This window comes from Chryseobacterium sp. Leaf180 (genome assembly GCF_001424585.1).
Taxonomy (GTDB): Bacteria; Bacteroidota; Bacteroidia; order Flavobacteriales; family Weeksellaceae; genus Chryseobacterium.
The window spans coordinates 404,495-429,758 of sequence record NZ_LMPJ01000009.1; the positions used below are offsets into that span (position 1 = coordinate 404,495).

General features: G+C 38.9%; 21 protein-coding genes. 12 read left to right on the forward strand and 9 right to left on the reverse strand.

All coding sequences use genetic code 11. The features are described from left to right. Nucleotide 1: 1 nt before the first annotated feature. Nucleotides 2–802, reverse strand: a complete 801-nt coding sequence (locus ASG01_RS10970) for a head GIN domain-containing protein (RefSeq protein WP_055863547.1) — start codon at nt 800–802, stop codon at nt 2–4. An 87-nt stretch (nt 803–889) separates the two neighbouring features. Between ASG01_RS10970 and ASG01_RS10975 the strand changes: the two genes are divergently transcribed. The 4 genes from ASG01_RS10975 to ASG01_RS10990 are packed head-to-tail and all read left to right on the forward strand — an operon-like array spanning nt 890 to nt 4,735. Then, on the forward strand, nt 890–3,034 hold the full coding sequence (locus ASG01_RS10975) for a M3 family metallopeptidase (RefSeq protein ID WP_055863626.1): 2,145 nt from the start codon (nt 890–892) through the stop codon (nt 3,032–3,034). A 10-nt stretch (nt 3,035–3,044) separates the two neighbouring features. Then, nucleotides 3,045–3,878, forward strand: a complete 834-nt coding sequence (locus ASG01_RS10980) for a hypothetical protein (protein WP_055863548.1) — start codon at nt 3,045–3,047, stop codon at nt 3,876–3,878. 9 nt (nt 3,879–3,887) lie between these two features. After that, nucleotides 3,888–4,310 (forward strand): hypothetical protein, encoded by a 423-nt coding sequence (locus tag ASG01_RS10985; protein ID WP_055863549.1) that lies wholly within the window; start codon nt 3,888–3,890, stop codon nt 4,308–4,310. Between the two features lie 47 nt (nt 4,311–4,357). Beyond that, the gene (locus ASG01_RS10990; protein WP_055863550.1) at nt 4,358–4,735 is read left to right on the forward strand and encodes a YchJ family protein; all 378 of its coding nucleotides are present in this window, start codon (nt 4,358–4,360) and stop codon (nt 4,733–4,735) included. Between the two features lie 98 nt (nt 4,736–4,833). Here the strand turns inward: ASG01_RS10990 and ASG01_RS10995 are convergent, their stop codons facing one another. Beyond that, nucleotides 4,834–5,334: a peptidylprolyl isomerase gene (locus ASG01_RS10995; RefSeq protein ID WP_055863551.1), complete on the reverse strand. Its 501-nt coding sequence runs from the start codon at nt 5,332–5,334 to the stop codon at nt 4,834–4,836. 80 nt (nt 5,335–5,414) lie between these two features. Further along, nucleotides 5,415–5,657, reverse strand: coding sequence for a VF530 family DNA-binding protein (locus ASG01_RS11000; RefSeq protein ID WP_055863552.1), 243 nt, complete (start codon nt 5,655–5,657; stop codon nt 5,415–5,417). A gap of 328 nt (nt 5,658–5,985) precedes the next feature. On the opposite strand from ASG01_RS11000, the gene ASG01_RS16020 reads away from it, so the two are divergent. From ASG01_RS16020 to ASG01_RS11015, 3 genes are read left to right on the forward strand one after another with little or no spacing between them, the layout of a single operon-like run. Beyond that, nucleotides 5,986–6,159, forward strand: coding sequence for a hypothetical protein (locus tag ASG01_RS16020; protein ID WP_157844197.1), 174 nt, complete (start codon nt 5,986–5,988; stop codon nt 6,157–6,159). Next, on the forward strand, nt 6,155–7,360 hold the full coding sequence (locus tag ASG01_RS11010) for an exonuclease SbcCD subunit D (RefSeq protein WP_055863628.1): 1,206 nt from the start codon (nt 6,155–6,157) through the stop codon (nt 7,358–7,360). Before ASG01_RS16020 ends, ASG01_RS11010 begins: the two co-directional genes overlap by 5 nt. A gap of 2 nt (nt 7,361–7,362) precedes the next feature. Beyond that, complete coding sequence (locus tag ASG01_RS11015; protein WP_055863554.1) at nt 7,363–10,401, forward strand: AAA family ATPase; 3,039 nt, start codon at nt 7,363–7,365, stop codon at nt 10,399–10,401. A gap of 60 nt (nt 10,402–10,461) precedes the next feature. Here ASG01_RS11015 and ASG01_RS11020 read toward each other — a convergent pair whose 3' ends face one another. The 3 genes from ASG01_RS11020 to ASG01_RS11030 form a co-directional block, all read right to left on the reverse strand. Next, complete coding sequence (locus ASG01_RS11020) at nt 10,462–11,478, reverse strand: LLM class flavin-dependent oxidoreductase (RefSeq protein ID WP_055863629.1); 1,017 nt, start codon at nt 11,476–11,478, stop codon at nt 10,462–10,464. Between the two features lie 72 nt (nt 11,479–11,550). Then, the gene (locus ASG01_RS11025) at nt 11,551–12,180 is read right to left on the reverse strand and encodes a DUF4919 domain-containing protein (RefSeq protein WP_055863555.1); all 630 of its coding nucleotides are present in this window, start codon (nt 12,178–12,180) and stop codon (nt 11,551–11,553) included. A 3-nt stretch (nt 12,181–12,183) separates the two neighbouring features. Then, nucleotides 12,184–14,328 (reverse strand): S9 family peptidase, encoded by a 2,145-nt coding sequence (locus tag ASG01_RS11030; protein ID WP_055863556.1) that lies wholly within the window; start codon nt 14,326–14,328, stop codon nt 12,184–12,186. 636 nt (nt 14,329–14,964) lie between these two features. On the opposite strand from ASG01_RS11030, the gene ASG01_RS11035 reads away from it, so the two are divergent. From ASG01_RS11035 to ASG01_RS11050, 4 genes are all read left to right on the forward strand, one after another. Beyond that, nucleotides 14,965–15,477 carry a YceI family protein gene (locus ASG01_RS11035; protein ID WP_055863557.1) on the forward strand — a complete coding sequence of 171 codons (513 nt, stop codon included), beginning with the start codon at nt 14,965–14,967 and terminating at the stop codon, nt 15,475–15,477. A gap of 72 nt (nt 15,478–15,549) precedes the next feature. After that, nucleotides 15,550–16,377, forward strand: a complete 828-nt coding sequence (ygiD, locus tag ASG01_RS11040) for a 4,5-DOPA dioxygenase extradiol (RefSeq protein ID WP_055863630.1) — start codon at nt 15,550–15,552, stop codon at nt 16,375–16,377. Between the two features lie 161 nt (nt 16,378–16,538). Continuing rightward, on the forward strand, nt 16,539–19,049 hold the full coding sequence (locus ASG01_RS11045; protein WP_055863558.1) for a DUF2339 domain-containing protein: 2,511 nt from the start codon (nt 16,539–16,541) through the stop codon (nt 19,047–19,049). Beyond that, nucleotides 19,033–20,250, forward strand: coding sequence for a hypothetical protein (locus ASG01_RS11050; RefSeq protein WP_055863559.1), 1,218 nt, complete (start codon nt 19,033–19,035; stop codon nt 20,248–20,250). Before ASG01_RS11045 ends, ASG01_RS11050 begins: the two co-directional genes overlap by 17 nt. A gap of 47 nt (nt 20,251–20,297) precedes the next feature. Here ASG01_RS11050 and hutH read toward each other — a convergent pair whose 3' ends face one another. Next, complete coding sequence (hutH, locus tag ASG01_RS11055; RefSeq protein WP_055863560.1) at nt 20,298–21,788, reverse strand: histidine ammonia-lyase; 1,491 nt, start codon at nt 21,786–21,788, stop codon at nt 20,298–20,300. A gap of 81 nt (nt 21,789–21,869) precedes the next feature. Between hutH and uvrC the strand changes: the two genes are divergently transcribed. After that, a complete protein-coding gene (gene uvrC, locus ASG01_RS11060; protein WP_055863561.1) occupies nt 21,870–23,675 on the forward strand; it encodes an excinuclease ABC subunit UvrC in 1,806 nt (601 codons plus the stop codon). 54 nt (nt 23,676–23,729) lie between these two features. On the opposite strand, the gene ASG01_RS11065 is transcribed toward uvrC, so the two are convergent. Both ASG01_RS11065 and ASG01_RS11070 read right to left on the reverse strand, forming a co-directional pair. Then, complete coding sequence (locus ASG01_RS11065; protein ID WP_055863562.1) at nt 23,730–24,587, reverse strand: anti-sigma factor domain-containing protein; 858 nt, start codon at nt 24,585–24,587, stop codon at nt 23,730–23,732. Nucleotide 24,588: 1 nt separating this feature from the next. Next, the gene (locus tag ASG01_RS11070) at nt 24,589–25,137 is read right to left on the reverse strand and encodes an RNA polymerase sigma factor (protein ID WP_317038772.1); all 549 of its coding nucleotides are present in this window, start codon (nt 25,135–25,137) and stop codon (nt 24,589–24,591) included. Nucleotides 25,138–25,264: the final 127 nt, after the last annotated feature.

The following is a 25,264-nucleotide window of genomic DNA, read 5'->3' on the forward strand; positions in this document are numbered from 1 at the left end:
ATTATTCTACGCTGACACTTCCACCACTACTTTCCTGCTTCTGTACGGCAACAGAATTGCCGCTTCGGTAAGCATTAATGCTCGCTCCGGAACTTGAAGTGGCATTGAGTTTTTCAGTAACAGTAATTTCAAGACTCGATCCGCTTGATGCGTCAGCTTTCAGTTCACGAACCGTAACATCTTTACCGGAAAGACTGCTGCCGGAAGAAAGTAGAATATCTGCTTTTTTAGATTTTCCTTTAATGTCAAGACTGGAGCCGGATGATGCATCAATTTTAAGATCATTCGACCAGATTTTTCCTTCAAAACTGCTGGAGCTGGAAAGGTCGATTTCCATATCGTTTGCTTCAATATCTCCCGAAAAAGATGATCCGCTGGAAAGATCAATATCCGTTTTATCCTGTGTGAATTTATCTTTAAGTGTAATACTTGCTGCTGAGTTGGCTTTAATTTTATCGAAATCTTTAGCGTAAATCATTGCTTTCACTTTCGCATTATTCATGATGCGGATGCCCCTTTTGTAATGAATGTAGACTTTGTCACCTTCCATCTCCACTAAAATTTCATCAATCAGATCAGATGGTGCAGTAATAACCACTTTCTCCGTATCAGATTTAATAATCTCCGCTTCTATCGATTGTGAAACTTCAATTTCGTCAAAATTTCCGGGAAATTCGCGCTCTTTCATCGAGCCTAAATCTTTCGTCGTCACATCCGGAAGCCATTGTGGTTTTTCTGCGTTGTCTTTGCACGAACTGAGAAATAATACGGCAGAAAAAAGGAATAGAGAATGTCTTTTCATAGCTAAGTTTTAAAGTTTTAATATCTTTACTAAAGTATGAATTTTGCAGGGACCGTTTCTGCAAAACTTTTTTTTAAAATAAAATTTATGAAAAATATTTCCGCTGCGTTTTTGATTTCAGCGCTGGCACTCAATCAATCCTGTACCACGACTATGAAGACGACACCGATTTCCACAGAAATTCCACAGCCAGACGCTGCTTTGGCAAACAATCCGCTGCTGATGAAAAGCAATCTTCAGTACGAAGCGCCAGAATTTGATAAAATTAAAGATGAGCATTTTAAACCTGCTTTTGATTTTGGTCTGAAACAACACGACGCCGAAATCCTGCAGATCGCGAACAATTCAGCTAAACCAACCTTCGAAAATACTTTGGTGGCTCTCGAAAAAAGCGGACAGAATCTGAAACGCGCCACCATCATCTTCGGAAACCTCACGAGCGCAAATACGAACCCTATTTTGCAGGCTTTAGATGAAGAATATGCTCCCATTTTCGCGGCACATCAGGATAAAATGATGCTTAATGAAAATCTTTATAACCGCATAAAAGCTATTCCGGAAAGCGGTTTGGATGCTGAAAGTAAAAAACTGCTGCAGTTTTACAAACAAAATTTTGAAATTGCCGGCGCCAATCTTTCTGCTGCAGATAAAGAAAAATTAAAGCAGATCAATCAGGAGCTTGCATCACTTTCTACGCAATATTCAAACAAACTTCTTGCAGCCAGAAAACAGGGCGGTGTTTTCTTTACCGATGCCAAAGAACTCGACGGACTTTCTGCCGACGAAATTGCCGCTGCTGCCAACGATGCAAAAAACGCAGGAAAAGCCGGACAGTATTTACTTGCACTCCAGAATACGACGCAGCAACCTTTGCTTCAGAATCTGAAAAACCGCGCAACACGCGAAAAACTTTTTAATGCTTCTTGGACACGTGCAGAAAAAGACGATCAAAATGACACCCGCGAAACCATTGAAAAACTTGCTGCTTTACGGCTGAGAAAAGCGCAGACTTTAGGCAAAAAAAGCTATGCTGACTGGAAACTCCAGGATCAGATGGCGAAAAATCCTGAAGCGGCAGTGAAGCTTATGAACCAACTAGCGACGCCTGCTGTGGAAACCGCAAAACGCGAAGAAAAGGATATTCAGGCTTTGATTGACAGACAGAAAGGCGGTTTCACAGTGCAGCCTTGGGACTGGAATTTTTACGCTGAGCAGGTTCGGAAAGAAAAATTTGACCTTGATGAAAATGAAATTAAACCCTATTTTGAAATCACGACAGTTTTGGAAAAAGGCGTTTTCTTCGCTGCAGAGAAATTTTACGGCTTGAAATTTAAGAAAAGAACCGATCTTCCGGTGTATCATCCGGATGTGGTTACCTACGAAGTCTTTGATCAAGACGGAAAATCGCTCGCCATTTATTACCTCGATTTTTACACCCGGGATTCTAAAAACGGTGGCGCGTGGATGAGCAATTTTGTGGAGCAGTCGTATCTTTTAGGTACAAAACCTGTGATCGTAAACTGCTACAATTACCAGAAACCCGCTGCCGGAAAACCTTCTCTGATCAGTTTTGATGATGTTACAACGATCTTCCATGAGTTTGGGCACAGCATTCACGGAATGTTTGCCAGCCAAAAATACCCATCACTTTCCGGGACAAGTGTGCCGCGCGATTTTGTAGAATTTCCTTCGCAGATCAATGAGCACTGGGCGCTCGACCCTGTGGTTTTAAAAAACTACGCGCTTCATTACAAAACACAGAAACCGATTCCGCAGGCTTTAGTTGATAAGATTAAAAAAGCTTCTACCTTCAATCAGGGTTACGCAACGACTGAACTCGTTTCTGCAGCAGCGCTCGATATGGACTGGCATTCGGTGACAAGCGACAGTCAGCTTCTGCCGGTTTTAGATTTTGAAAAACAGTCTTTGGCAAAGCACGGTTTCACACTAGCGACCGTTCCGCCGAGATATCATACGCCCTATTTTGCACACATCTGGGGTGGCGGATATTCGGCAGGTTACTACGCCTATCTTTGGTCTGAAACACTCGACAGCGATGCATGGGAGTGGATTATGAATAATGGCGGACTTACCAGAGCAAATGGAGACCGATTCCGAAAATACATTCTTTCGGTAGGCAATTCGGTGGATTTGAATCAGGCATTCCGTGATTTTACGGGCCACGATCCAGATATCAAACCGTTGCTGAGAAACAGAGGTTTTATTAAATAATATCTTTTTCATGATATCAAATACTGGAGCAAAGGTTTCAATCTTTATATTAGTCATTATTCTGACATCTTTTTCGTTTAAAAATAAAAGATTTCAAAATATTAATACACCCACTCATCATATTAAATCTGACACAATATCGGATTCGCTAAAAATCGAAATGGCGAAATATTGGGAAGAGGAAAAAAAATATTGGACATCACTTTGCGAAAAAGAAACCAAGAAAGCACAAAAAGATATTCTAAATAATGAATTAACATATGTCAACATTTCATGGAATCAAAATAATAAAGAGTTTTATAATTTATTAAAAGAAAATAATATTAAAGTAGATTCTGCATTACATTATTGTCTTGCTCCTGGTGAATTGCAACATTGCTATGCTAAGTTGATGGAAAATGAAATCAGCAAAAGATTTGGTCATAAATTCATAGATTCCTTAAGGTTACTTGCACAGAAACAGTATGTAAAAAATAATCCAAATAGAATTTTCACATTTATGGAATGTGATTATATCTCAAGATATCCAAATGATAATAATAAAAAAGATCTTTCAAAAAAAAGTATTAAAGATTTTTGGAGCAATGTGAGCTACCCGGAAGATTTTGAATTCAAAAAAGAAGTGTCATATTCTTATATGAGTGCAGCTTTTGTCATCTATAAAACCGGAGAAATATCAGATCTAAAAATTGATCTCTACTTCCAGAATAAAAAAAATTATAAATATTCTTCATACTTCACTAATCATCTTAAACAATTTGTTCAAAATACGAAATGGGTTCCTGCAACCAGCTTAGGAACAAAAGTAAACAGTGAGATGGACTTAACAATACACTTTAAATAACCATTAATTATGAAAAAATTAATTATCACGTCGCTGATCGTTGCATTTGGCAGCATTTCGGCACAGAAAGCAAAACCTCAAAGCAATAAAATCGATCCTAAACTGGTGGGAATGTGGAAGGGTGGCGAAAAAGACCAGCAAATAGCAGGAATGGAGAAACTTTGGGTAATGGACAGAAGAGCCGACGGCACTTTTGCCTTAATTTTCACCACTGTTGAAAACTGCGAAGTTGAACAGCATGTAGAAAAAGGACAATGGTGGATTGAAAACGGAGAATTTCACGAGCTGCATTTTGTTACAGGAAGCACCGATGTTTATGCTTACACCGTTCTCGATGACTCACACATAAAATTTAAATCGAAATCGCAGACAATGGATATGGCAAACAAAGATTATTCTTTTGTTGACACAAAAATCGAAGACGGAGATTAGAAATTACAAAGGCATTCTCACAGATGCTTTTCTTAAAATCAAAAACTATGAACTGCCCTTGCTGCTCCGGGAAAAGCTACGAAGACTGTTGCCAACCTTTTCATCTCAGAGAAAAATTTCCTCAGACTGCCGAATCGCTGATGCGTTCGCGGTTTTCGGCTTTTGCTTTGCCGAATGGTGCCTATTTAATGGAAACCACATTGCCGGAAAAAAGGAAATTTCACGATCAGGATGAACTTCAAAACTGGGGAGAAAGTAATAGCTGGAAGCGTCTTGAAATAATTAAAAAACCTGCCGAAAATATGGTACAGTTTAAAGCATATTACACCGATGAAAATGGCGTAGCGCAGATTCATCACGAACTTTCTTTATTTAAAAAAGTGGATAAACGATGGTTTTATGTAAGCGGTGAGTTTTTAGATTAAATAATTTTTAAACTGAATTAAAAACATTTATAAGACTTTTAAACAAAAAAATGTCCGGCTAATAAAAACCGGACTTTTTTTATGTCTTAGAACCTTAATTAATGAGCTTCGTTTCCATCGATGCCGTGTGCATGACCGTGCTCCAGCTCTTCTTCTGTTGCAGGTCTTGTATTCAGTATTTCAACCTGAAAATCCAGAGTTTTACCGGCCATCGGATGATTAAGATCAGCCAATACTGCTTCCGGCGTAACTTCTACCACAAACGCCTGAAAATTGTTTCCGTTATCGTCAGACAAAGGCAAAATCGCTCCAACCGGTGGCACTCCTGCTTCGTCAAACATTTCCAAAGGCAGCTGCGCGATAGAATCTTCGTGTCTTTCGCCGTACGCTTCTTCCGGCTTGATGGTGAAAGACGCTTTGTCCCCAGCCTTCATCCCGTGAATATTTTCTTCAAATTTTGGAATCATCATTCCCATTCCGTATAAAAAAGTAAGCGGATTTTCTGCTGTCGTTTCTTCTACCAGAACCTTTTGGCCATCTTCTTCGATGGTGTGCAGGATGTAACTTACCGCTACTACATGCTTGTTGTCTATTGTCATAAAGTATAGTTTGCCGGGCCGCAGCGCCGATTTTCCACAAAGATAATAAAAATGGCTTTACCTCTGTTTTGCCGGAATTCTTAAATCCCGCCGTCGCGTTTTTTCTGTCTCAAAACAAAAAGGTACAGGCTTTCTACCTTGGCTCTTGCCCAGTCGGTTTTTCTGAGGAATTTCAGAGACGAACTGATGCTTGGATTATCAGTAAAACATTTGATGCTGATCTGCTCGCTCAGCTTTTCAAAACCACCGTAATATTCCACCAGCTCTTCCAAAATAGCGTCCAGCCTTTTGCCATGCAGAGGATCTTTAGATTGATGTTCCATGCCGCAAAATTAAAGATAAAATTGCATTTTGTTGCAAACAGGCTTGTTTTAAACCAACGGAGGACTGCGGAATTTACAAACAGTGTTGTTTTAAAAAAAAGTATTCCGCTTGTTGTCCCAAACAGTATTAAAACAAACCAACTGCAACTGCGTTTTGTTACAAACAGAGTTGTTTTAAACAAACTGCAAACTCCGGAAGTCTCCAGCAGATTGTTTGGAACCAACGGAGATCGCCGGAAGTTACAAATAGGGTTGTTTTAATGAAATGTATGCCTTAATTTTATCCGTAAAGGCTTTTGTAAAATAAAAGCCCTGAAAAAAATTAAAAATGAGCAGAAATACCGACGCCAATAAAAAAATTCACAATAAAAAAGTGGCTGACAAGAAGCGTAAAATTCTGGAAGCCGAGCAGAAAAGGAAAAACCGCCTTAAAGAAATGCGTCAGAATACCCTTAATAAACAGGCTGCCGAACAGCAAAATGAAGTTTCAGAAAATGATTAAAATTCTCCACACCGCCGACTGGCATCTCGGCAAAAGACTGGAGCGGTTTTCGCGGATCGAAGAGCAGATTCTGGTGATGAACGAAATCGTTGAAATTGCAGATGAGCAAAACGTTGATCTGGTTTTAATTGCCGGCGATCTGTTTGATAATTTTAATCCGGCGACCGATGCGGTCGAGCTTTTTTATAAAACTTTAAAACGCCTTTCCCTCAACGGAAAACGCCCTGTTGTCGCCATTTCGGGGAATCACGATTCACCGTATCTCATCGATGCGCCTGATTCGCTGGCGCGTGAATGTGGCATTATTCTCATCGGTCATCCGAAAGCTGAGGTCGTACCTTTTGAGCTTGAACATTTTAAAATTACAAAATCTGCGGATGGTTTTATAGAATTAAAATTAAACCAGCACGATTCTCCCATCCGCATTCTGCACACCGCCTATGCCAACGAAATCAGGTTGAAACAGTATCTCGGCGAAAACCGCGAAGCCGCGTTAAACGAAGTTCTGGCCAATCACTGGCAGGAAAATGCCGATACTTTTTGCGACAAAAAAGGAGTGAATCTTTTGATGACGCATCTGTATATGAACAAAAAAGGGACACCGCTTCTCGACGAACCGGATGGTGAAAAACCAATTAAAATCGGGAATGCAGATCTTGTTTTTTCAGACAGCATTCCGGAGCAGATTCAGTACACAGCGCTGGGCCATCTTCACCGTTTTCAGAATATCGGAAGTGAAGAAAAACCCGCTGTGTATGCGTCTTCACCACTTTGCTACAGTTTTTCTGAGGCTGGACAGACAAAATTTGTTTCCATTATTTCTGCCAAACCAAATGAGCCGGTTTCTTTTGAAAAAATCGCTCTAAAAAACGGAAAATGTCTCAGCAGAAAACAGTTTGATAATCTCGAAGAAACTGTTCAGTGGCTAACCGAAAACCCGGAAACTTTAGTCGAAATCACTTTAAAAAGTCAGACTTTTTTAAAAGCCGACGAACGAAAGAGAATTTTCAGCGCACATAGTGGCATCGTGCATCTTATTCCGAAAATCGCTCACGATACCGTTTCTGAAAACAAACTTCCGGAGATTGATATTGCACAGGATCCGCTGCCGCTTTTCCGGGAATATTTTAAGTCTAAAAACAACGGGCAGGAACCCAACGACGACCTCATCAGTTTATTCAAAGAAATCGAAAATCTGTAAACATGCTGCCCATTTCACTCACCATCGAAGGTTTATATTCATATCAAAACCGCCAGACAATCGATTTTCAGCATCTCACGCAGGCCGGTCTTTTTGGCATTTTCGGCTCGGTAGGCTCAGGAAAATCTTCTATTCTGGAGGCAATTTCTTTTGCGCTGTACGGCGAAACTGAAAGGCTGAATGCTCGCGATAAACGCACTTACAATATGATGAATTTGAAATCAAATAAATCTCTGATTGAGTTTGATTTTATTAATTACGAAAATAAAAAGTTCCGTGCGGCAAGAGAATTTAAACGTAATTCTAAAAATTTTGAAGATGTAAAAACGCCAAGCGTCACTTTCTACGAATGGAAAAATGAAAGCTGGATTCCGCTGGAGCATTCAAGCGCGGAAAAAATTATTGGTTTAAGTTATGCTAATTTTAAGCGGACGATTATTATACCGCAGGGTCAGTTCAAAGAGTTTCTGGAACTCGGAGCGACAGAAAGGACCAATATGATGAAGGAAATTTTCGGTCTACAGAAATTTGATCTCCAGCAAAATGTTTCGGTTTTAAACTCCAGAAATAAAAGCGAACTCGATCAGTCGGAAGGTCAGTTGAAAGGTTTTGAGGAAGTGAATGAGGAGCAGATTTCAGTTCAGAAAGAATATTTAAAAACTGAAAAACAGAAGTTTAATGAAATTCAAATTATATTCAAACAGACGGAAGAAAAATATTCAAAACTGAAAAGTTTAAAAGATGATTTTACTGATTTAAATGCTAAAAAATCACATTTTGAAAAGCTGCAAGAGCAAAAAACTGAAATTGATGAATTAGAAACAAAAACAGAAATCTATGACAGGATTTTCAGGATTTTCACGCATTTAATATCTGAGAAAACCAAACTTGCTAGAGAGCTTTCTGATCAGCAGAAAAATAAAGAAGATCAGTTTAAAATCTTGAAGGAAACCGAAGATCAATTTGAAAATAATAAGAATAAATTACTGGCGATTCAGCCTAAATATGAGGTTTTAAATCAATCTAAAATTCAGGAAAATGATTTGAATTTTATTTTGCAAATGCTGAGATTTTCTGAGGAAATAGAAACTTTGAAAGAGCGGACAAAAAACGGTTCGGAAAAAGTAAAAGAAGTCGAAACGAATCAGAAGTTAATTCAACAGAAGATTGATGACCTTTCAACAACTGCAGAAAATTTAAAGCCAAAAAAATTAGATTCAGGTTTACTTTTGAATGTTGGAAACTGGTTTTCAGATAAGAAAAAACTGACTGAAAGTTTACAGAATCAGACTGAAAAAATCGATGCAAAAAAGAATGAAATTTCAAGAATTTCTGATGAATTAAAATCTTTTGAAATTAATTCTGAAACATTTAAAAATGATTTTAAAACTCAGATTGAAACTTTAGAAAAACAAAAGAAAGCACTTTCTGAAAAACGAAATCAGCTTGAAGTTCAGCAGAAACTGGCTCATTTTGCCAGCGAATTGCACGACGGAGAATCATGTCCGCTCTGTGGCGCTTTTGAACATCCAAATATCGTAGAATTTGATGATGTAAATTCGGAATTAAATGAGATTCAGAAACAGATTGAGCAAGTTGAAATTCAGAAAGAAAATATTCAAAAACAATTTTTAGAAATTGAAAAAATTCTTGACCGGAAAAAGATTTTTGAGGAACAGCTTAAATCTGAAGAGGAAATTTTTAAAAAGTTTCAAACTCAAATTGCTGAGCATTTAAAAAGCTTTACGTGGACTGAATTTAATGGAGAAAACCAATCTGATTTTGAAGAAAAACGTCAGCAATCATTTTCCATCGAAAAACAGATTGATAAACTGAATCAACAGATTTCTCTGGAGCAGAAAAATTTAGATAAAGAGAGAGAACATCTCAACAGTTACAACAAAGCTCTGGAAAAATTCAGGTTGGATGAGGCGAAAAAAGAGGAGCAAATCAAAAGTAACGAAGCTAATTTAAAAGTTTTAAGCTGGATTGATTACAAAGGAAAAACGGCTGTGGAAGTTGAAGAAATTTACACTATACTTTCAAGATCAAATATCGAAACGGAAGAGAATTATCAACTGATAATTAAAGAAGAAAAAGAACTTTCGCCAAAACTGGCCGAACAAAAAGCAGTTGTTGTTCAGTTCGGAAGACGAATTTCAGAACTGGAAAAAGAGATTTCGGATAATAAAACGTCTGTTGAAAATGCTTTAAGAAAAGAGAAATTTAATAGTTTAGACGAAATTCAGGGAATTTTAAAGCAGGAAATTAATGTTCAGGAAGCGAGAAATAAAATTCAGGATTTTAAAGTAAGATTTGAAACGCTGAAGAATTTAATTTTAGAATTAGAGAACAAACTGAAGGATTTCTCTTTTAATGAAGAAGAGTTTTCAGCGACAGAAAATCAATTTAAAACTTTTGAAAATGATTTAAAATCAGCCAACGATTCGGTAGTAAAAATAAGTTCAGAAATTGAACGACTGGAAAAAGAATTTAAGAAAAAAGAAAGTCTTTTGGTTGATTTGGCAAAAGTTAAGAAGCGCCGTGAGAATCTTGCGATTATGCAAAATCTCTTTAACGGAGCGGGTTTTGTGCGTTATATTTCGTCTATTTATTTGCGCCAGCTGTGCGATCACGCGAATGTACGTTTCCATAAAATGACGCGAAATCAACTGAGTTTGCAGCTGAATGAAAACAATGATTTTGAAATTATCGATTACCTGAATGAAGGCCGTAGCCGGAGTGTAAAGACGCTTTCAGGCGGACAGGCATTTCAGGTTTCACTGAGTCTTGCGCTGGCTTTGGCTGAAAGTGTACAGACGAACGCACAGTCAGAGAAAAATTTCTTTTTTATTGATGAAGGTTTCGGAACTCAGGATGTGGAATCTGTAAACGTAGTCTTCGAAACGCTGATGAATCTGCAGAAAGAAAACCGCATTGTAGGCATTATCTCACATGTTGAAGAGCTGAAGGAGAAAATTTCGGTGGCTTTGCAGATTACCAAAGACGAGGAACGCGGCAGTTTGATTGAAATAATTTAATAATCTCAATTTTCTTTTATAAACAAAAAACTCCGTTGATTTCTCAGCGGAGTTTTTATTTTAGCGAACCTGCGGAGCAATTTTTTCTCCAAAAAGTTCGATTGATTTCATCATGATATCATCAGCGGGATCACCGACATCCATATGACCAATGAATCTCGTGATGCCAAAAATCTCTTTCATATATGCGATTTTGTCTGCCACTTCACTGCTGTTTCCGATGAAAAGCGCACCGTCTTTGCCGCGCCCGCCTTCGTACTGCATTTTGGTGAACGGTGCCCAGCCACGCGAGCGTCCGATGCCGTCCATCTGCGATTTATAATTGTTAAAATAGCCGTCGATTACGCTTTTTTCATCACTTACAAACGTATGCGAATGAATCGCGATCTGCATTTCTTCTTCAGGATGACCGGCGCTACGGTATTCCTGTTTGTAAAAATCGATCAGATTTTTAAACTGAATCGGCATTCCGCCAATAATAGCGACGATTAGCGGCATTCCGAGTTTTGCGGCGCTTAAAACCGATTGTGGAGTTCCGCCAACAGCCCGCCAGATTGGAAGTTTACCTTTGTTTTTCGCTCTCGGGTAAACCGTCTGATTTTCCATGGAAGCGCGAAGATTTCCATGCCACGTCACGTTTTCTTCAGCATTAATCTTTAAAAGTAAATCTAATTTTTCATCAAAAAGTGCTTCGTAATCATTCAACGAATATCCAAACAAAGGAAATGACTCGATAAAACTTCCACGCCCCACGAAAATCTCGGCTCTTCCGTCTGAGATTAAATCAATCGTAGCAAAATCCTGATATACTTTCACTGGTTCAGCCGAACTCAAAACGGTAACGCCGCTCGCCAGTTTTATATTTTTGGTGACACTTGCTGCTGCAGCCAAAACAATTTCCGGGGAAGAAACTGCATAATCGGGTCGGTGATGTTCGCCCAAAGCAAAAACATCGATTCCCACCTCATCCATCCGCTTCACCTGCGCTACGATTTCGCGAATTTTTTCGCCAGCATCTTTACGCTTTCCGCCGGCGCCGATGCCAAGATCACCAAACATTCCTATTCCTAATTCCATATTTTTTCTCATTTTGATATACAAAAATACGCTGCAGCAATCCGTAAAACGTTGATGTGTGATAAGAAGCGGTCATTCTTTAAGATAAACAACCAAAAAGGAAATTTTTGTTTTTAAAAGTTTGAAACGGTCGATATATCCTTTGGCAACACGGTCTGAACTTCTCCGCATGACGTATAAGTTATGTCCTAAAATATTCCCAACAATATACTCATCGGCAACCGAAGTTACGGTGTACAGCTCTCCTTTTTCTGTGTTTTCTCTGCTCCCGACCACTGCATTTACCAATATTCTGAACTGCTCAGTCAGAAGATCAAAGTTTTTATTTTCCGGATTCCTATTTTTGTACGCCAAAAAAAGTGAGCCTAAAATCTCCAGACTTACCGGATCTTCTTTAATCAGACGCTCACCTTCTTCAATGGCTTCGGTATATTTTTTTTCACGTGAAAGCCGCATCAGATCTCCAATAACAACCACCTTATCTTTATTCGCAGGATAAAATATTTTTCCGTAATACAAACGGTTGGCTTCAAGAGAATCGAGCGAACTGGGAAGATGTACAAATTTGAAAAGCAGCTTCTCGTACTCGTATTTACCGCCTTTTTCGGTGACTTCTTTTTTAATCAGATCAAAATCGATGGCATTTTGTGCTTTAAAAAACGAAGCAAAGACGATGAAGAATAAGAGAAACTGCTTTTTCATAATTTAATTTTTAAGATGATCATCAAAATAGTCGGTGATCTTCTGCATCAAATGTACACGGTCTTTTCCTGTTACATTATGAGTGTGGCCAGGATAGACAAAATAATCCATCTGAATTCCCTGGTCAACTGCTGATTTTATAAATTTCATCGAATGCTGCCAAACCACCACATCATCCTGCGCACCGTGAATCATCAGCAGTTTGCCTTTCAGATTCTGCACTTTATCCAAAAGGTTTGCTTTTGCGTAGCCTTCAGGGTTTTCCTGTGGTGTATCCATATATCTTTCGCCGTACATGATTTCGTACATACTCCAGTCGATCACAGGTCCGCCTGCAACGCCCACTTTGAAAACTTCGGGATTGCGGAGCATAAAGCTCGTCGTCATAAATCCGCCAAAACTCCAGCCGTGAATTCCCAGTTTTTGTCCGTCCACATACGGCAGAGATTTCAGATAATCGACACCTTTCAGCTGATCATTCATCTCAGTAGTTCCCAGATTTCTGAAAACCGCCTGTTCAAATTTCATCCCACGGTTTGAAGATCCGCGGCCGTCCATCGTGAAAATAATATAGCCGTTCTGCGCCATATATTCGTACCAAAGGTTGCCTGAAGCCGGAAAGCTGTTGGTCACAAGCTGCAGATGCGGGCCATTGTAGAGATAGACAATCGCCGGATATTTCTTATTCGGGTCGAAGTTTGTCGGCAAAATAATCTTACCGTAAAGCACGGTGCCGTCGTCGGCTTTCAGATTGACGTTTTTGATATCCGGTCGCTGATAATTTTTTAACGGATTTTCTGCGGTAAGCAGATTTTCAGATTTCAGCGTCGTCGTATTGATGATATTGGCAACGCGCGGTGTATTTTCGTTACTGTAAAGATCATAAAGATGATTTCCGTCTTTGCTCAAAATTCCACTGTGCATTCCCGGCACATTATCCAGACGCTGCGTTCTGAAAGTGTTCCAGTTTATTTTATACAAATGTCTTTCCAGTGGCGTTTCCTGCGTAGAAACGTAGTAGATTTCTTTTTTCTTTTCATTAAATCCTAAAACATCGGTCACCAGCCAGTTTCCTTTTGTAAGCTGCGAGATCAGACCTTTTTCTAAACTGTAATGGAAGAGATGATTAAAACCTGTGCGCTGGCTCTGCCAGATAAAATCGGTATTGGAGTTTGGGAAAAACAAGAGCGGATGCTGCGGCTCCACATATTTGCTGTCGGTTTCTTCAAATAAAGTTTTGATGAAATTGCCGGTGGTAGCATCGTACTGATTCATTTTCAAATGATTCTGTCCGCGGTTCAGAACGCCCACAAAAATATATTTAGAATCCGGGCTCCACGTGATTGCGGTGAGATAATGATCTTTTTCGCCGTCGTCGGTTTTCAGGAATGTGGTGGTTCCGTTTTTAATATTATAAACGCCCAGCGTCACCTCATGCGACGTTTTTCCGGCCATCGGATATTTAATATTGGCGTTAACTGCAGGCGTTACCGACCAGTCGATGATAGCATAATCTGCCACCATCGTCTGATCCATCCGGTAAAAAGCGACGCTTTGCGAGTTAGGCGCCGGGAAAATTCCCGTATCAATGCCAAATTCGTTGCGGTGAACATTTGCTGCCCCGTTCAGAATATTTTCATTGGAGTCATTCGTCACCTGAGTAGTTTTTCCGTTTCTGCTGACGAAGAGATTATTTTTCACGGTAAACGCCACCGTTTCACTGTCGGCCATCACTTTCATATTCTCGGCACTGGCATCAAGATCGACAGTAGATTTTACTTTCCAGTCGCTGCCCGATTTCTCGATGCGGTACATTTTATTTTTGGCAGAAAAGTATCCGCTTCCTTTTGCGGTAAAGGTTACCGGTGGAAGGCCTTTCATCTTTGCCTCGGGAAAATTTTTATTGAGCTGGTAGAGAGAAAGCAAGGTATCCTGCTTTTTCTTTTTAAGATCGGTCGTTAAATAGCCGCCTTTTACCGACTGAATGTACGCGTCGCTGTCTGGAGACCAAGAAAACTGACTGATATTTTTGATGGCAAGATTGCTTCGCATTCCGTTTACGGCTTCGGCCATGGTAAATTTCTGCGTTTGCGCAATGGCAGAGCTTCCGAGCATGAGGGCAAGGAGAGAAAATGTATAAAGTTTCATGAATTAAATTTGAATGACTCAAAAATAAGAAATTAATCTAAAAGCGGCTGATCTTAGTTTTAGCAGCTGTTGACGATGATTTTTATGGATTTTAAAACAAAATTTACCGGGAAAGTTTCCTGTAAGGGTGCGTGAAGCTTTCCCGGTTACCCGAAAGTTTCTTGCAAGGGTGCGTGAAGCTTTCCCGGTTACCAGAAAGTCTCTTGCGGGGGTGCAAGAAGGTTTCCGGGTTACCCGATAGGTCGTCGCAGGAGTGCAAGAAGGTTTCGGGAAAGATCCCGAAGTTTTATCTGATTAATAAATGGAATCTACTGATGATTTGTAGAAATGTTTTTGGACTTTGAAGGAAGAGTGATTCTGATTTTGATTGAAAAGTGGTGATGGTGACGGATTTTTTAGCCCAGATTGCAGCGGCATCCTTTTTCAGGTTGTATTGTGGGCGGCGCGGAGCGCCGCCCACAATACAACCTGAAAAGATATAGCGGAAAGCTGGATAAAGCTCCTAAAAAGAGTCTTATAATTTGCCACGCCACAATCTTCTTCTGTATAAAATTTGATTTCTTATCCTATATCAATAAAAGAATAGCGCATCGCGGACTATCTTTGCCTTAATAATAACAACCAAAATTACATACAATGTCAACAAAATGGAATTTAGACCTTTCGCACAGTGAAATTACTTTTAAAGTAAAACACATGATGATCTCTAACGTGAAAGGTAACTTCACCGACTTCACCGCAGAAATCGTTGCAGATGACGACACTTTTAAAAACGCAAAAACAACGGCGACGATTCAGACCGCGTCGGTAAACACCAACAGCGAAGACCGCGACAAGCATTTGAGATCTGAAGAATTTTTCAATGCTGAAAAATTTCCGACCATCACTTTTGAATCTGATGCGATGAATCAGTCAGTAACCGGAAATTTAACCTTAAACGGCGTGACAAAACCTATTAATCTTGATGTCGATTTTGGTGGGATCAACGTAGATCCGTGGGGAAATACCAAAGCAGGTTTCTCTTTTGAAGGAAAAATCAACAGAAAAGATTTCGGTCTGAACTGGAATGCAGCATTGGAAGCAGGCGGTGTTCTGGTAAGCGATGAAGTAAAAATTGCCGGAGAACTTCAGTTTGTAAAAGAAGCGTAAGCGCAGATTCAATCACAGAACATATCCGGTAATTGCTTGCAGTTGCCGGATTTTTATTTAAAATAAAATATGATGACTTTAAATAATCTTCAAAATATAGCAGATCAGTTTCCGCATTCTCAAAAGATGCCGGCGCTGTTTCTGGGCCACGGTTCACCGATGAATGCGATTGAAGAAAATCAGTTCGTGCAGGGATTCCGCGATGTTGCATCGAAAATACCGAAGCCTCACGCCATTTTGTGCATTTCTGCTCATTGGTACACTCAGGGCACAAAGGTAACCGCAATGGAAATGCCGCCGACGGTTCATGACTTTGGAGGTTTCCCGAAAGCATTGTTTGACGTGCAATATCCCGCGCCCGGAAACCCTATTTTAGCGAAAGAAACTGCCAAACTTCTTCTGCCGGTTTCTGTGGAAGAGGATCATGAGTGGGGACTCGACCATGGCGCGTGGTCGGTCATCAAACATATGTATCCTGATGCCAGTATTCCGGTGATTCAGATGAGTATTGATTATACGCAACCTGCGCAGTATCATTTTGAGCTGGCTCAGAAACTGCAGAAACTGCGAGAAAAAGGCGTTCTCATCATCGGAAGCGGAAATATCGTTCACAACCTCCGGCTTATTGACTGGAAAAACATTGACACGGTCGGTGCTGGTTGGGATTGGGCAGTAGAGGCAAGAGAAAAGACCAATTCTTGGCTTCTTGACGGTGATTTCTCGAGGTTGATTAATTATCAGGATCAAAGTATGGCCCTTCAGATTGCGGTCCCGTCGCCCGATCATTATTTACCTTTGATTTATACTTTAGGATTAAAAAGTAAAAGTGAAGATTTAAGTCTTTTCAACGACGAACTGATTGCAGGATCACTAAGCATGACGAGTGTGATGATTACTTAGAAAACCTGAATTTTCATTAACAATTATATTTGCGAAAAAGAATTACTGAGACTGCAGATAAAATATTTCATTGTTATGATTCAATTTTATCTCGCTTTGCAAAATGTAATTTTGGCGTTCATCTGTCGAAAATCTATATATTTGATGAAACGCGACTTTACATGGAAATATTTCTACTGCTGGCGATCTTGGTTTTTGTAATCTTCATTTTCATCAGATCCAATAAAAATCATCAGGATATTCAAAATTCGATTACGAATCTTCATGAAAAAATAAATTATCTGCAGTCTGAGATCAGTCTTTCAGCAATAAAGAAAGCCGAAACAGAAGCGAGTGCAGATGAAGCACAAACAGCAGTTGAAACCGTTATCGCTGAACAGCCGCCGGTATCTGAACCCGGAGTGATGGTAGGAAATTTCGAGGATGAAATTGTCCCAGAATATTTTGAAGATTCTTATACAAAACCTCAAGAAGTGTTTGAAAAAGAGGTCACATTTGCTTCAAACAATCTCACCGAAGTTTCAGAACCAAAGAAATCCTGGGTCGAAAAATTCAAAGAAAACAATCCTGACATAGAGAAATTCATCGGTGAAAACCTGATCAACAAAATCGGAATTCTGATTTTGGTTTTAGGGATTAGCTTCTTTGTGAAATATGCCATCGATAAAGACTGGATTAATGAACCAGCACGTGTCGGAATCGGCATTCTTGCCGGTGCTCTCGTGATGGGAGTTGCTCACAGACTGAAGAGGAATTACAAAGCCTTCAGCTCTGTTTTTGTTGCAGGTGCGGTCAGTATTTTTTATTTAACAATTGGCATTGCATTTCACGATTATCATCTTTTTGGCCAAACTGCAGCATTTGCTATTATGGTTGTGATCACAGCATTCAGCGTTTTTGTTTCCGTTTCTTACGACAGAAAAGAACTCGCGGTTCTCTCTCTGCTGGGCGGTTTTGCGGTGCCATTTATGGTAAGTACCGGGCAGGGAAATTACATTGTTCTTTTCACTTACATTGCTATTCTGAACGTGGGAATGCTCCTCATTGCGTACTTTAAAAAATGGAATCTCGTCACTCTTTTGGCTTTCATTTTCACCTGCTCGCTTTATTCGGCTTGGTTTGGACAGGAAATTTACAGCAATACACTTCCCTACCGAGGCGCATTATTCTTTGCAACGCTGTTTTATTTGATTTTCAGCGTGGCGACGGTTGTGAACAATCTCAGAAATAAAGGAGTTTTCAACAAGCTCGAATATTTCATTATTATAGCCAATACTTTCTTCTATTTCGGAATGGGAATTACGATTCTTGCACACTGGAACGCAGATTTTAAAGGAATCTTCACAGTTGCCCTTGCTTTGTATAACCTTGTCTACGCCGCTGTTCTGTATAGAAAATTCGGACTCGACAAAAATGCAATCTTCATGCTGATTGGTTTAACGCTGACTTTTATTACGCTCGCTATTCCGATTCAGTTTAAAGGAAATTACATTACACTTTTCTGGGCAGCAGAAGCGGTTTTGCTTTTCTGGCTGGCACAAAAGTCAAAGATTATCACATTCAGAATCGGAGCAATTACCGTTCAGGGGTTAATGCTGATCAGTCTGATGTTAGACTGGGATTTTTACTACGGCGGCATGAGCAATGTCACTTTAAAACCATTTTTAAACCCAATTTTTATAACCGGAATTATCTCAACAGCTTCACTGGTTTTATCCTATTTTATTCTGCTAAAAGAAAAAGAACCAACATCTATTTTCAGATTTAAATTCAATCCGGTAAACTATAAAAAAGCAATATTATCGGCCGGAATTTTCATCGGATATCTCACGGGAATTTTTGAAATCTTATATCAGTCAGATATTTATATTTCGAATCCAACATCTGCTACTGCCTTCTCGGTACTGTATCATTACATTTTCAGTACTGTTTTGATTTACTTTATTTTAAAAAACAAAAACAAGATTCTCAACAGTTTTGCGTTTGTATTAATTGCTGTAAATCTGATTTTATATATCGCGAATTTCTACCGTTTGACGTACGACGAAATAACCAACAATTTTGTATTGGATCTTTCTGCTCACGCGGCATTTGTCATTCATTACATCATTCTGGCTTGCATCATTTATTTTATAATTGTTTTATTTAAATCTAAGAACGAAACCGTATTTACTAAATATATAGATCATAAATTATCGCTTTGGGTCGCTGCTTTTGCAGTGGTGTATATCCTGAGCAACGAAGTCATGATTCATGGATTAATGCTGACCAGAGATATCGTCACAGGCGCAGAATTAGCAAAATTCCCGCTGCAGAAAGGCGAACTTTATAATTATCCTAAAGAAAATTTTGTAGAAAGTAAACTCTGGAATGTGAAACGGCAGATTACAAAAATTGGATATCCGATTTTGTGGGGCGTTTTATCTTTTGTTTTTCTGATCATTGGTATCAAAAAGCAGATTCAGCAGCTTCGCATTATTGCGTTGTCACTATTAGGTATCACCATTTTAAAATTATTCCTCTACGACATCAAAAACGTTTCGGAAACAGGAAAAATCATCGCATTTATTTTACTGGGCGTTTTGATTCTTATCATTTCATTCGTTTATCAGAAGATCAAAAAACTGGTGGTAGACGAAACAAAAAAAACAGACAATGAAGAAAATATTTAATTTTATAATCATTTTCTATGCTGCAACTTGCTTCGGGCAAAGCTATCAGGGGAAAATTGAAAAGGTTTCTGAAAATAGTCTGTACCAGATTAAGCTAACTCCAGAAGTTATTTCAGCCTCTAAAAATAATTTAGATTTTCTGAGAATTTTCGATTCAAAAAACAATGAAGTTCCTTATGTTTTGTTTGCGGGGAAATCTTCTGATCTGAAATTGGTCAGTTTGCCTATCATATCAAAAAATATCACCGGAAATGATACTACATCCATCATTATATCCAACGAGAAGCAGATTAATCTTGATCATCTGACGCTAAAAATAGCAAATACTGCCGTTGATAAAAAATACAGCATCAGCGGAAGTAATGATAAAAACGAATGGTTTGGGCTGGTTCTGAATCAAACCGTTACTGATCTCAATGAAGGCAGAAAAACAGCGGTAAGCAGAGATTTTTCTTTTCCTCTAAACAACTACAAATTCCTGAAATTCGATTTTGTGGATAAAAATTCACTCCCTATTAATATTTTGGAAGCGTACGCTCAGGAGAAATTCTCTATAAATAACGAAAAGACAGAATTACTGGGTTTCAGGGAAAAAATAACGACAGACAAAGAAACGAAGCAAACAAAAATCACGATCACTTTTGATGAGCCACAGCTGATTGAAAAGTTATCGTTTGATATTTCATCACCAGGTTATTTTCTCCGTGACAGCAGAATAACCGTAAATAAAACCAGAAAACGGCACAAAAGAACTGAAAATTTTGACGAGGAAACAGCTGCTTTTCAGCTCAATTCTAAAACAAAAAATATATTTGAAATCCCTGAATTTTTCACTGATAAATTCACCATTATCATAGACAATAATGACAATATGCCTTTAGAAGTAAATAAAATCAGATTTTTTCAGTCATCTCAAAAGATTCTTGCAGACCTTAAAAAGAATGAAAGTTACACGCTGAAAATTGATTCAAAATATACTAAACCTTCATATGACCTTGCAGAATCAGGAATAGATTTTAATCAAAATTATCCGGCTGCAAACTTGAATAAATTACAAAAAACAGAAGATACTTCCGGTAAAAACAAGGCTGAAAGCTTTTGGCAAACCCCTTATTTTATGTGGATATGTATTATTTTAGCCGTGATTTTCATCGGATATTTTGCGGTAGGCTTACTGAAAGACGTGAATAAAGAAAACTAAAAAAGCTTCCAGATTGGAAGCTTTTTAGTTTTATCAATCTATTTGTTCTAAAAATTCACCACGAATTTTCTTTCATTTATCAACTCTGCAATTGCCAGCATATCTTTGCCAATCAACCTGTCGTCTTCCAGCTTCGCCACTTTTAAACGGACGATTGCATGATTTTCTTCAATAATTTTTGAACACTTCGCTGGTCTTCTGAATTCTAATCCCTGTGCAGCAAACATCAGTTCGACTGCTAAAATATTCACCAAATTACCCAAAACCTGATTGAATTTTCTTCCTGAAATACTTCCCATTGAAACGTGATCTTCCTGACCCAGACTTGTAGGAATAGAATCTGCCGACGCCGGGAAGCAAAGCGTTTTATTCTCCGTAACCAAAGCTGCAGATGTATACTGAGGAATCATAAATCCTGAATTTAAACCTGAACTTTCTGTTAATAATCTTGGCAAACCGTACTTTCCTTCCAGCAATAAATAGCTTCTTCTGTCTGAAATATTTCCCAATTCCGCTACCGCTAAAGTTGCGTAATCTAAAGGCATCGCCATCAGTTGTCCGTGGAAATTGCCACCAGAAATAGACTCTTCAGCACTCAAAACGATTGGGTTATCGGTTACCGAATTCAATTCCGTTTCTGCCATTATTTTCAGATGCTCAAAAGCATTTCTGCTTGCGCCGTGAACCTGCGGAACACATCTCATGGAGTACGGATCCTGAACTCTGTCGCAATATTCGTGGGATTTAAGATTGTCTGAATCTTTCAAAAATTTCAGCATTCTTGCCGCTACTTTTTTGCTTCCTTCAAATGGCCTGATGTCGTGAAGTTCTTTTTTAAACGGACTTGAAGAACCTCTGTAAGCTTCCAGACTCATTGCAGCCGTCATATCTGCTAAATCCAAAAGATATTCAAATTTCTCCAAACCTTTTATGGCATGAGCCAGAATAAACTGAGTTCCGTTGATTAATCCCAAACCTTCTTTCGGTCCTAAAACCAAAGGTTCAAGCTTATTTTTTTCTAAAATTTCAGCAGTTTCGAAGATTTCATTCCCAACCCAAACCTGTCCGAGACCTAAAAGTGGCAAAACCAAATGTGAAAGTGGCGCCAGATCACCTGAAGCTCCAACAGAACCCTGCTCGGGAACCACAGGAATGATGTCTTTTTCGAGCATGACAATAAAGCGCTCAATCACTTCAAGAGAAACTCCCGAAAAGCCTTTAGACAAAGCATGAATCTTCGCAATCATCATAATTTTAGAAAACTCTTTGTCAATCGGTTTCCCCACGCCTACGGCATGAGAAATAATTAAATTATACTGAAGCTGTGCGGTTTCTTCCTCAGATATTTTCACATCACAAAGCGGCCCGAAACCAGTATTGATCCCATAAACAGTTCGGTCTGATTCTACAATCTGCTTTACATTATTCTGAGATTTTATAATCTGATTTTTCGCTTCCTGAGTGAGCTGTGCTTTATTTGGGTTCTTACAGATTTCCAAAACATCATGAAAACTGAAAGTATCTATACCGTAAATCATTCTAAAAAAATTTGCCTAAAAATACGCTTTTTGAAACAGATTCGAAAGTGATTATAGATTGAGAATCCGTAAATTTGTTATATGAACCCTTCATTAGATCTTCAGCTGAAGACGCTGCCTTCTGAGCCCGGTGTCTACCGCTACTACGATAAAAACAATAATCTTCTCTATGTAGGAAAGGCTAAAAACCTGAAAAAACGCGTACTTTCTTATTTTAACAAAACACTTTCCGGATACCGCACCAGAATAATGGTTGGGAAAATCGTGCGTCTGGAAACGACGATTGTAAACAGCGAATACGATGCACTTTTGCTGGAAAATAATCTTATTAAAGAGCATCAGCCGTTCTATAATGTGATGCTGAAGGATGATAAAACCTATCCCTGGATTTGCATTAAAAATGAAGATTTTCCGAGAATTTTTCTGACGCGAACGAAGATAAAAGACGGTTCAGAATATTACGGGCCGTACGCGAAAGTTCGCCCTGCAAAGATTTTATTGGATACTATTAAAAATATTTACAAACTCAGAACGTGCAATCTCAATCTTGCGCCAAAAAAAATAGAGGAAGGCAAGTATAAGGTTTGTCTTGAATATCACATCAAAAACTGCGAAGGACCTTGTGAAATGCTGGAAAGCAAAGAAGATTACGACGCAAAAATTGTGGCCATACGCGGAATTATTAAAGGTGATTTCCGTACGGCGAAAGAATATCTCACGGCCCAAATGATGAAGCATGCGGCGAATCTCAGGTTTGAAAATGCGCAGATGATTAAAGAACGCATGGATATTCTGGACAACTATCAGGCGAGACACACGGTGGTAAGTCCGAATATCGATGATGTGGATGTTTTTGCGATGACCAGCGACGAAACGGCAGCGTATGTGAATTTCTTTAAAATCAGAAACGGAAATATCATTCAGAGTTTCACAACCGAAATAAAAAAGATACTCGAGGAGACCGACGAAGATATTATGGAAGAGGCGCTGGTGGAAATCCGGCAGAAATTTGATTCAAATTCTAAAGAAATCCTGCTTCCTTTTCATCTTTCAATTGAAATTCCAAACGTGAAAATCATTGTTCCGAAAATGGGTGATAAAAAAAGAATTGTAGAACTTTCTGAGAAAAATGCCAAAGAATACCGTTTGGAAAAACTTAAACAGGTTCAAATTATAGATCCTGAAAGACATGCGAACAGAATCATGGCAGAGATGCAAAAGTTGCTGAGAATGCCCGTAGAACCGCGCCATATAGAAGGTTTTGACAATTCGAATATTCAGGGAACCAATCCGGTTTCTGCCTGCGTCGTGTTTAAAGACGGAAAACCAAGCAAAGCAGATTACCGTATTTTTCATCCGAAAACTGTAGTCGGTCCGGATGATTTTAAAACGATGGAAGAAGTGATTTACCGCCGCTACAAAAGAATCTTAGATGAAGGCGATGCGCTTCCACAGCTCATTTTGATTGATGGTGGGAAAGGTCAGCTTTCTTCAGCAGTTAAAAGTTTGCGGTTACTGGGTTTATACGGAAAAATTACCATTGTAGGGATTGCAAAGCGACTCGAAGAAATTTTCTTTCCTGAAGATCCTATCCCATTGTATTTGGATAAAAAATCTGAAACACTGAAAATTCTGCAGCGTGTACGTGATGAAGCGCACCGCTTTGGCGTAAAACATCACCGCACAAGAAGAAAAAATTCCACAATAAAATCTGAACTGGAAGAAATTCCCGGTATTGGTGGAAAAACAATAGAACTGCTTTTATCTAAACTAAAATCTGTAAAACGGGTAAAGGAAGCCAGCCAGGAGACTCTTGAAGAAGTTTTAGGAAAAAGCAAAGCCAAAGTTGTGTGGGAATTTTTTAATAACGATCAGCCGGAAGCATAAAAAAACTCAGTCACCAAATGACTGAGTTTTATTTTAAGTATTTTTAAAGCGACCTTATACGCCTCCCATCACATACATATTTTCCATTGTCGGTTCTTCACTGCCACCCTTTTTTTCTAAAGTAATGGCAAATGCCTGTGCATTTTCGATGGTTGAAAGAGCAATTCTTGCATCTTTATCATCGCTGTACATACCTGCTGAAACCGGTTTGCCATCAGCGATTGCCCAAAGTTGGTACTGCATATCCTGTGGTGGTGCGGGAAGTTTATTCGTTGTAAGGTAAACTTCTTTTGTCTTGGTATCCCACATCACAGTCGCTTCAGCTTGAGGATGCTTTTCAACACCTTTCAGCACCACTTTTTTCATATCCGGATTCGTAAGAACAGCAAGTTTTTTCTCAGCATTCTGCAGGGAAGATTCTTTTGTTTTCTGTTCGCTTTGAAGCGCCAGAATATTTTTCTCAAGCTGCGATTTCTGATTAAAGTAGAAGAAAGCGGCTCCTGAAGTCAATAATAATAAGAGCGATGCGGCAACGGCAAAATTTTTCCAGAAAGAATCCCGGGACAATTTTTCTGTAGTCGCAGAATTGCGTGAGTCTGCAGAAAGTTTAGTTTCCGGTGATAGCTGAGATTCAGATACAATTTCTTTAGTAATAGGAATAATTGGTTTTTCTTCTTCTGCCAGAGTCTCCATCTGAATTTTATTCCAGATTTTAGATTTTAAATCTTGCGGTGGTGGCATTGCCTGCGCTTGCGCCAGCTGCTCGAGCGTAATCTGCGCTTCTTCAAAAGCTGCTTTTACCTCGGTATTGTTTTTGATCACACACTCCAAAATACTCGCTTCTTCGGGTGAGGCAAGACCTAGAACATAAGATTCTAGAATTCCGGATGATATGTATTCTTTAATATCCAATTTACTGATAGTCTTTTAATAAATCTTTTAATTTTAATAATGCGGTACGCATTTTTGTCTTTACGGTGCCAAGCGGCATGTTCAGTTTTTCTGATATCTCACTCTGTGTATAACCCTGAAAATAGGCTAAATTGATAAGCTCCTGCTTATCGGTCTCGAGACTTTCCAAAATTTTGTTGAATCCTATGAAGTCGGAATGGTTGGTCGTAGAAAGCTCTGCATGATCATATACGAAGTCGGGAAGCGATTGGTTTTTTAGCTCATTTTGAAAGCTTCGCGATTTAAGATAATCAATAGCCGTATTTCTGGCAATATTAATCATCCACGTATAAAATCTCCCTTTGGAAGCATCGTACTGATGCATAGAGTTCCAGATTTTCACAAAAACATCTTGAATAATCTCTTCAGTATATTCTTTTGACTGCACAATGCGCAGAACCACTCCATACAGCGCTCCCGAATAATGATCGTAGAGATGATGAAAACCGCTCTCATTCCGCTCTCTGAGCGAAATGATAAGTTCTTCTTCTGTATAGTTGGTTTTAATAATGGTAAATTTTACTAGTCAAAAATAATGAAATAATTTCGGATTTTATTAACATCTGTCAAAAACTTTAAATCGTATATTACTGCAGTAATCTAAAAAAAAATCAGTCTTATGAATCATATTTTTTTAA

Excerpts from the sequence above, each read along its gene's own strand:
- ASG01_RS11045 (WP_055863558.1), top strand. The coding sequence starts at position 16,539 with ATGGAAATATTTCTACTGCTGGCGATCTTGGTTTTTGTAATCTTCATT.
- ASG01_RS11035 (WP_055863557.1), top strand. The coding sequence starts at position 14,965 with ATGTCAACAAAATGGAATTTAGACCTTTCGCACAGTGAAATTACTTTT.
- uvrC (WP_055863561.1), top strand. The coding sequence starts at position 21,870 with ATGAACCCTTCATTAGATCTTCAGCTGAAGACGCTGCCTTCTGAGCCC.
- ASG01_RS11030 (WP_055863556.1), bottom strand. The coding sequence starts at position 14,328 with ATGAAACTTTATACATTTTCTCTCCTTGCCCTCATGCTCGGAAGCTCT.
- ygiD (WP_055863630.1), top strand. The coding sequence starts at position 15,550 with ATGACTTTAAATAATCTTCAAAATATAGCAGATCAGTTTCCGCATTCT.
- ASG01_RS11050 (WP_055863559.1), top strand. The coding sequence starts at position 19,033 with ATGAAGAAAATATTTAATTTTATAATCATTTTCTATGCTGCAACTTGC.
- ASG01_RS10970 (WP_055863547.1), bottom strand. The coding sequence starts at position 802 with ATGAAAAGACATTCTCTATTCCTTTTTTCTGCCGTATTATTTCTCAGT.
- ASG01_RS10980 (WP_055863548.1), top strand. The coding sequence starts at position 3,045 with ATGATATCAAATACTGGAGCAAAGGTTTCAATCTTTATATTAGTCATT.
- ASG01_RS10995 (WP_055863551.1), bottom strand. The coding sequence starts at position 5,334 with ATGACAATAGACAACAAGCATGTAGTAGCGGTAAGTTACATCCTGCAC.
- ASG01_RS10975 (WP_055863626.1), top strand. The coding sequence starts at position 890 with ATGAAAAATATTTCCGCTGCGTTTTTGATTTCAGCGCTGGCACTCAAT.
- ASG01_RS11020 (WP_055863629.1), bottom strand. The coding sequence starts at position 11,478 with ATGGAATTAGGAATAGGAATGTTTGGTGATCTTGGCATCGGCGCCGGC.
- ASG01_RS16020 (WP_157844197.1), top strand. The coding sequence starts at position 5,986 with ATGAGCAGAAATACCGACGCCAATAAAAAAATTCACAATAAAAAAGTG.
- ASG01_RS11015 (WP_055863554.1), top strand. The coding sequence starts at position 7,363 with ATGCTGCCCATTTCACTCACCATCGAAGGTTTATATTCATATCAAAAC.
- ASG01_RS11000 (WP_055863552.1), bottom strand. The coding sequence starts at position 5,657 with ATGGAACATCAATCTAAAGATCCTCTGCATGGCAAAAGGCTGGACGCT.
- hutH (WP_055863560.1), bottom strand. The coding sequence starts at position 21,788 with ATGATTTACGGTATAGATACTTTCAGTTTTCATGATGTTTTGGAAATC.
- ASG01_RS10985 (WP_055863549.1), top strand. The coding sequence starts at position 3,888 with ATGAAAAAATTAATTATCACGTCGCTGATCGTTGCATTTGGCAGCATT.
- ASG01_RS11025 (WP_055863555.1), bottom strand. The coding sequence starts at position 12,180 with ATGAAAAAGCAGTTTCTCTTATTCTTCATCGTCTTTGCTTCGTTTTTT.
- ASG01_RS10990 (WP_055863550.1), top strand. The coding sequence starts at position 4,358 with ATGAACTGCCCTTGCTGCTCCGGGAAAAGCTACGAAGACTGTTGCCAA.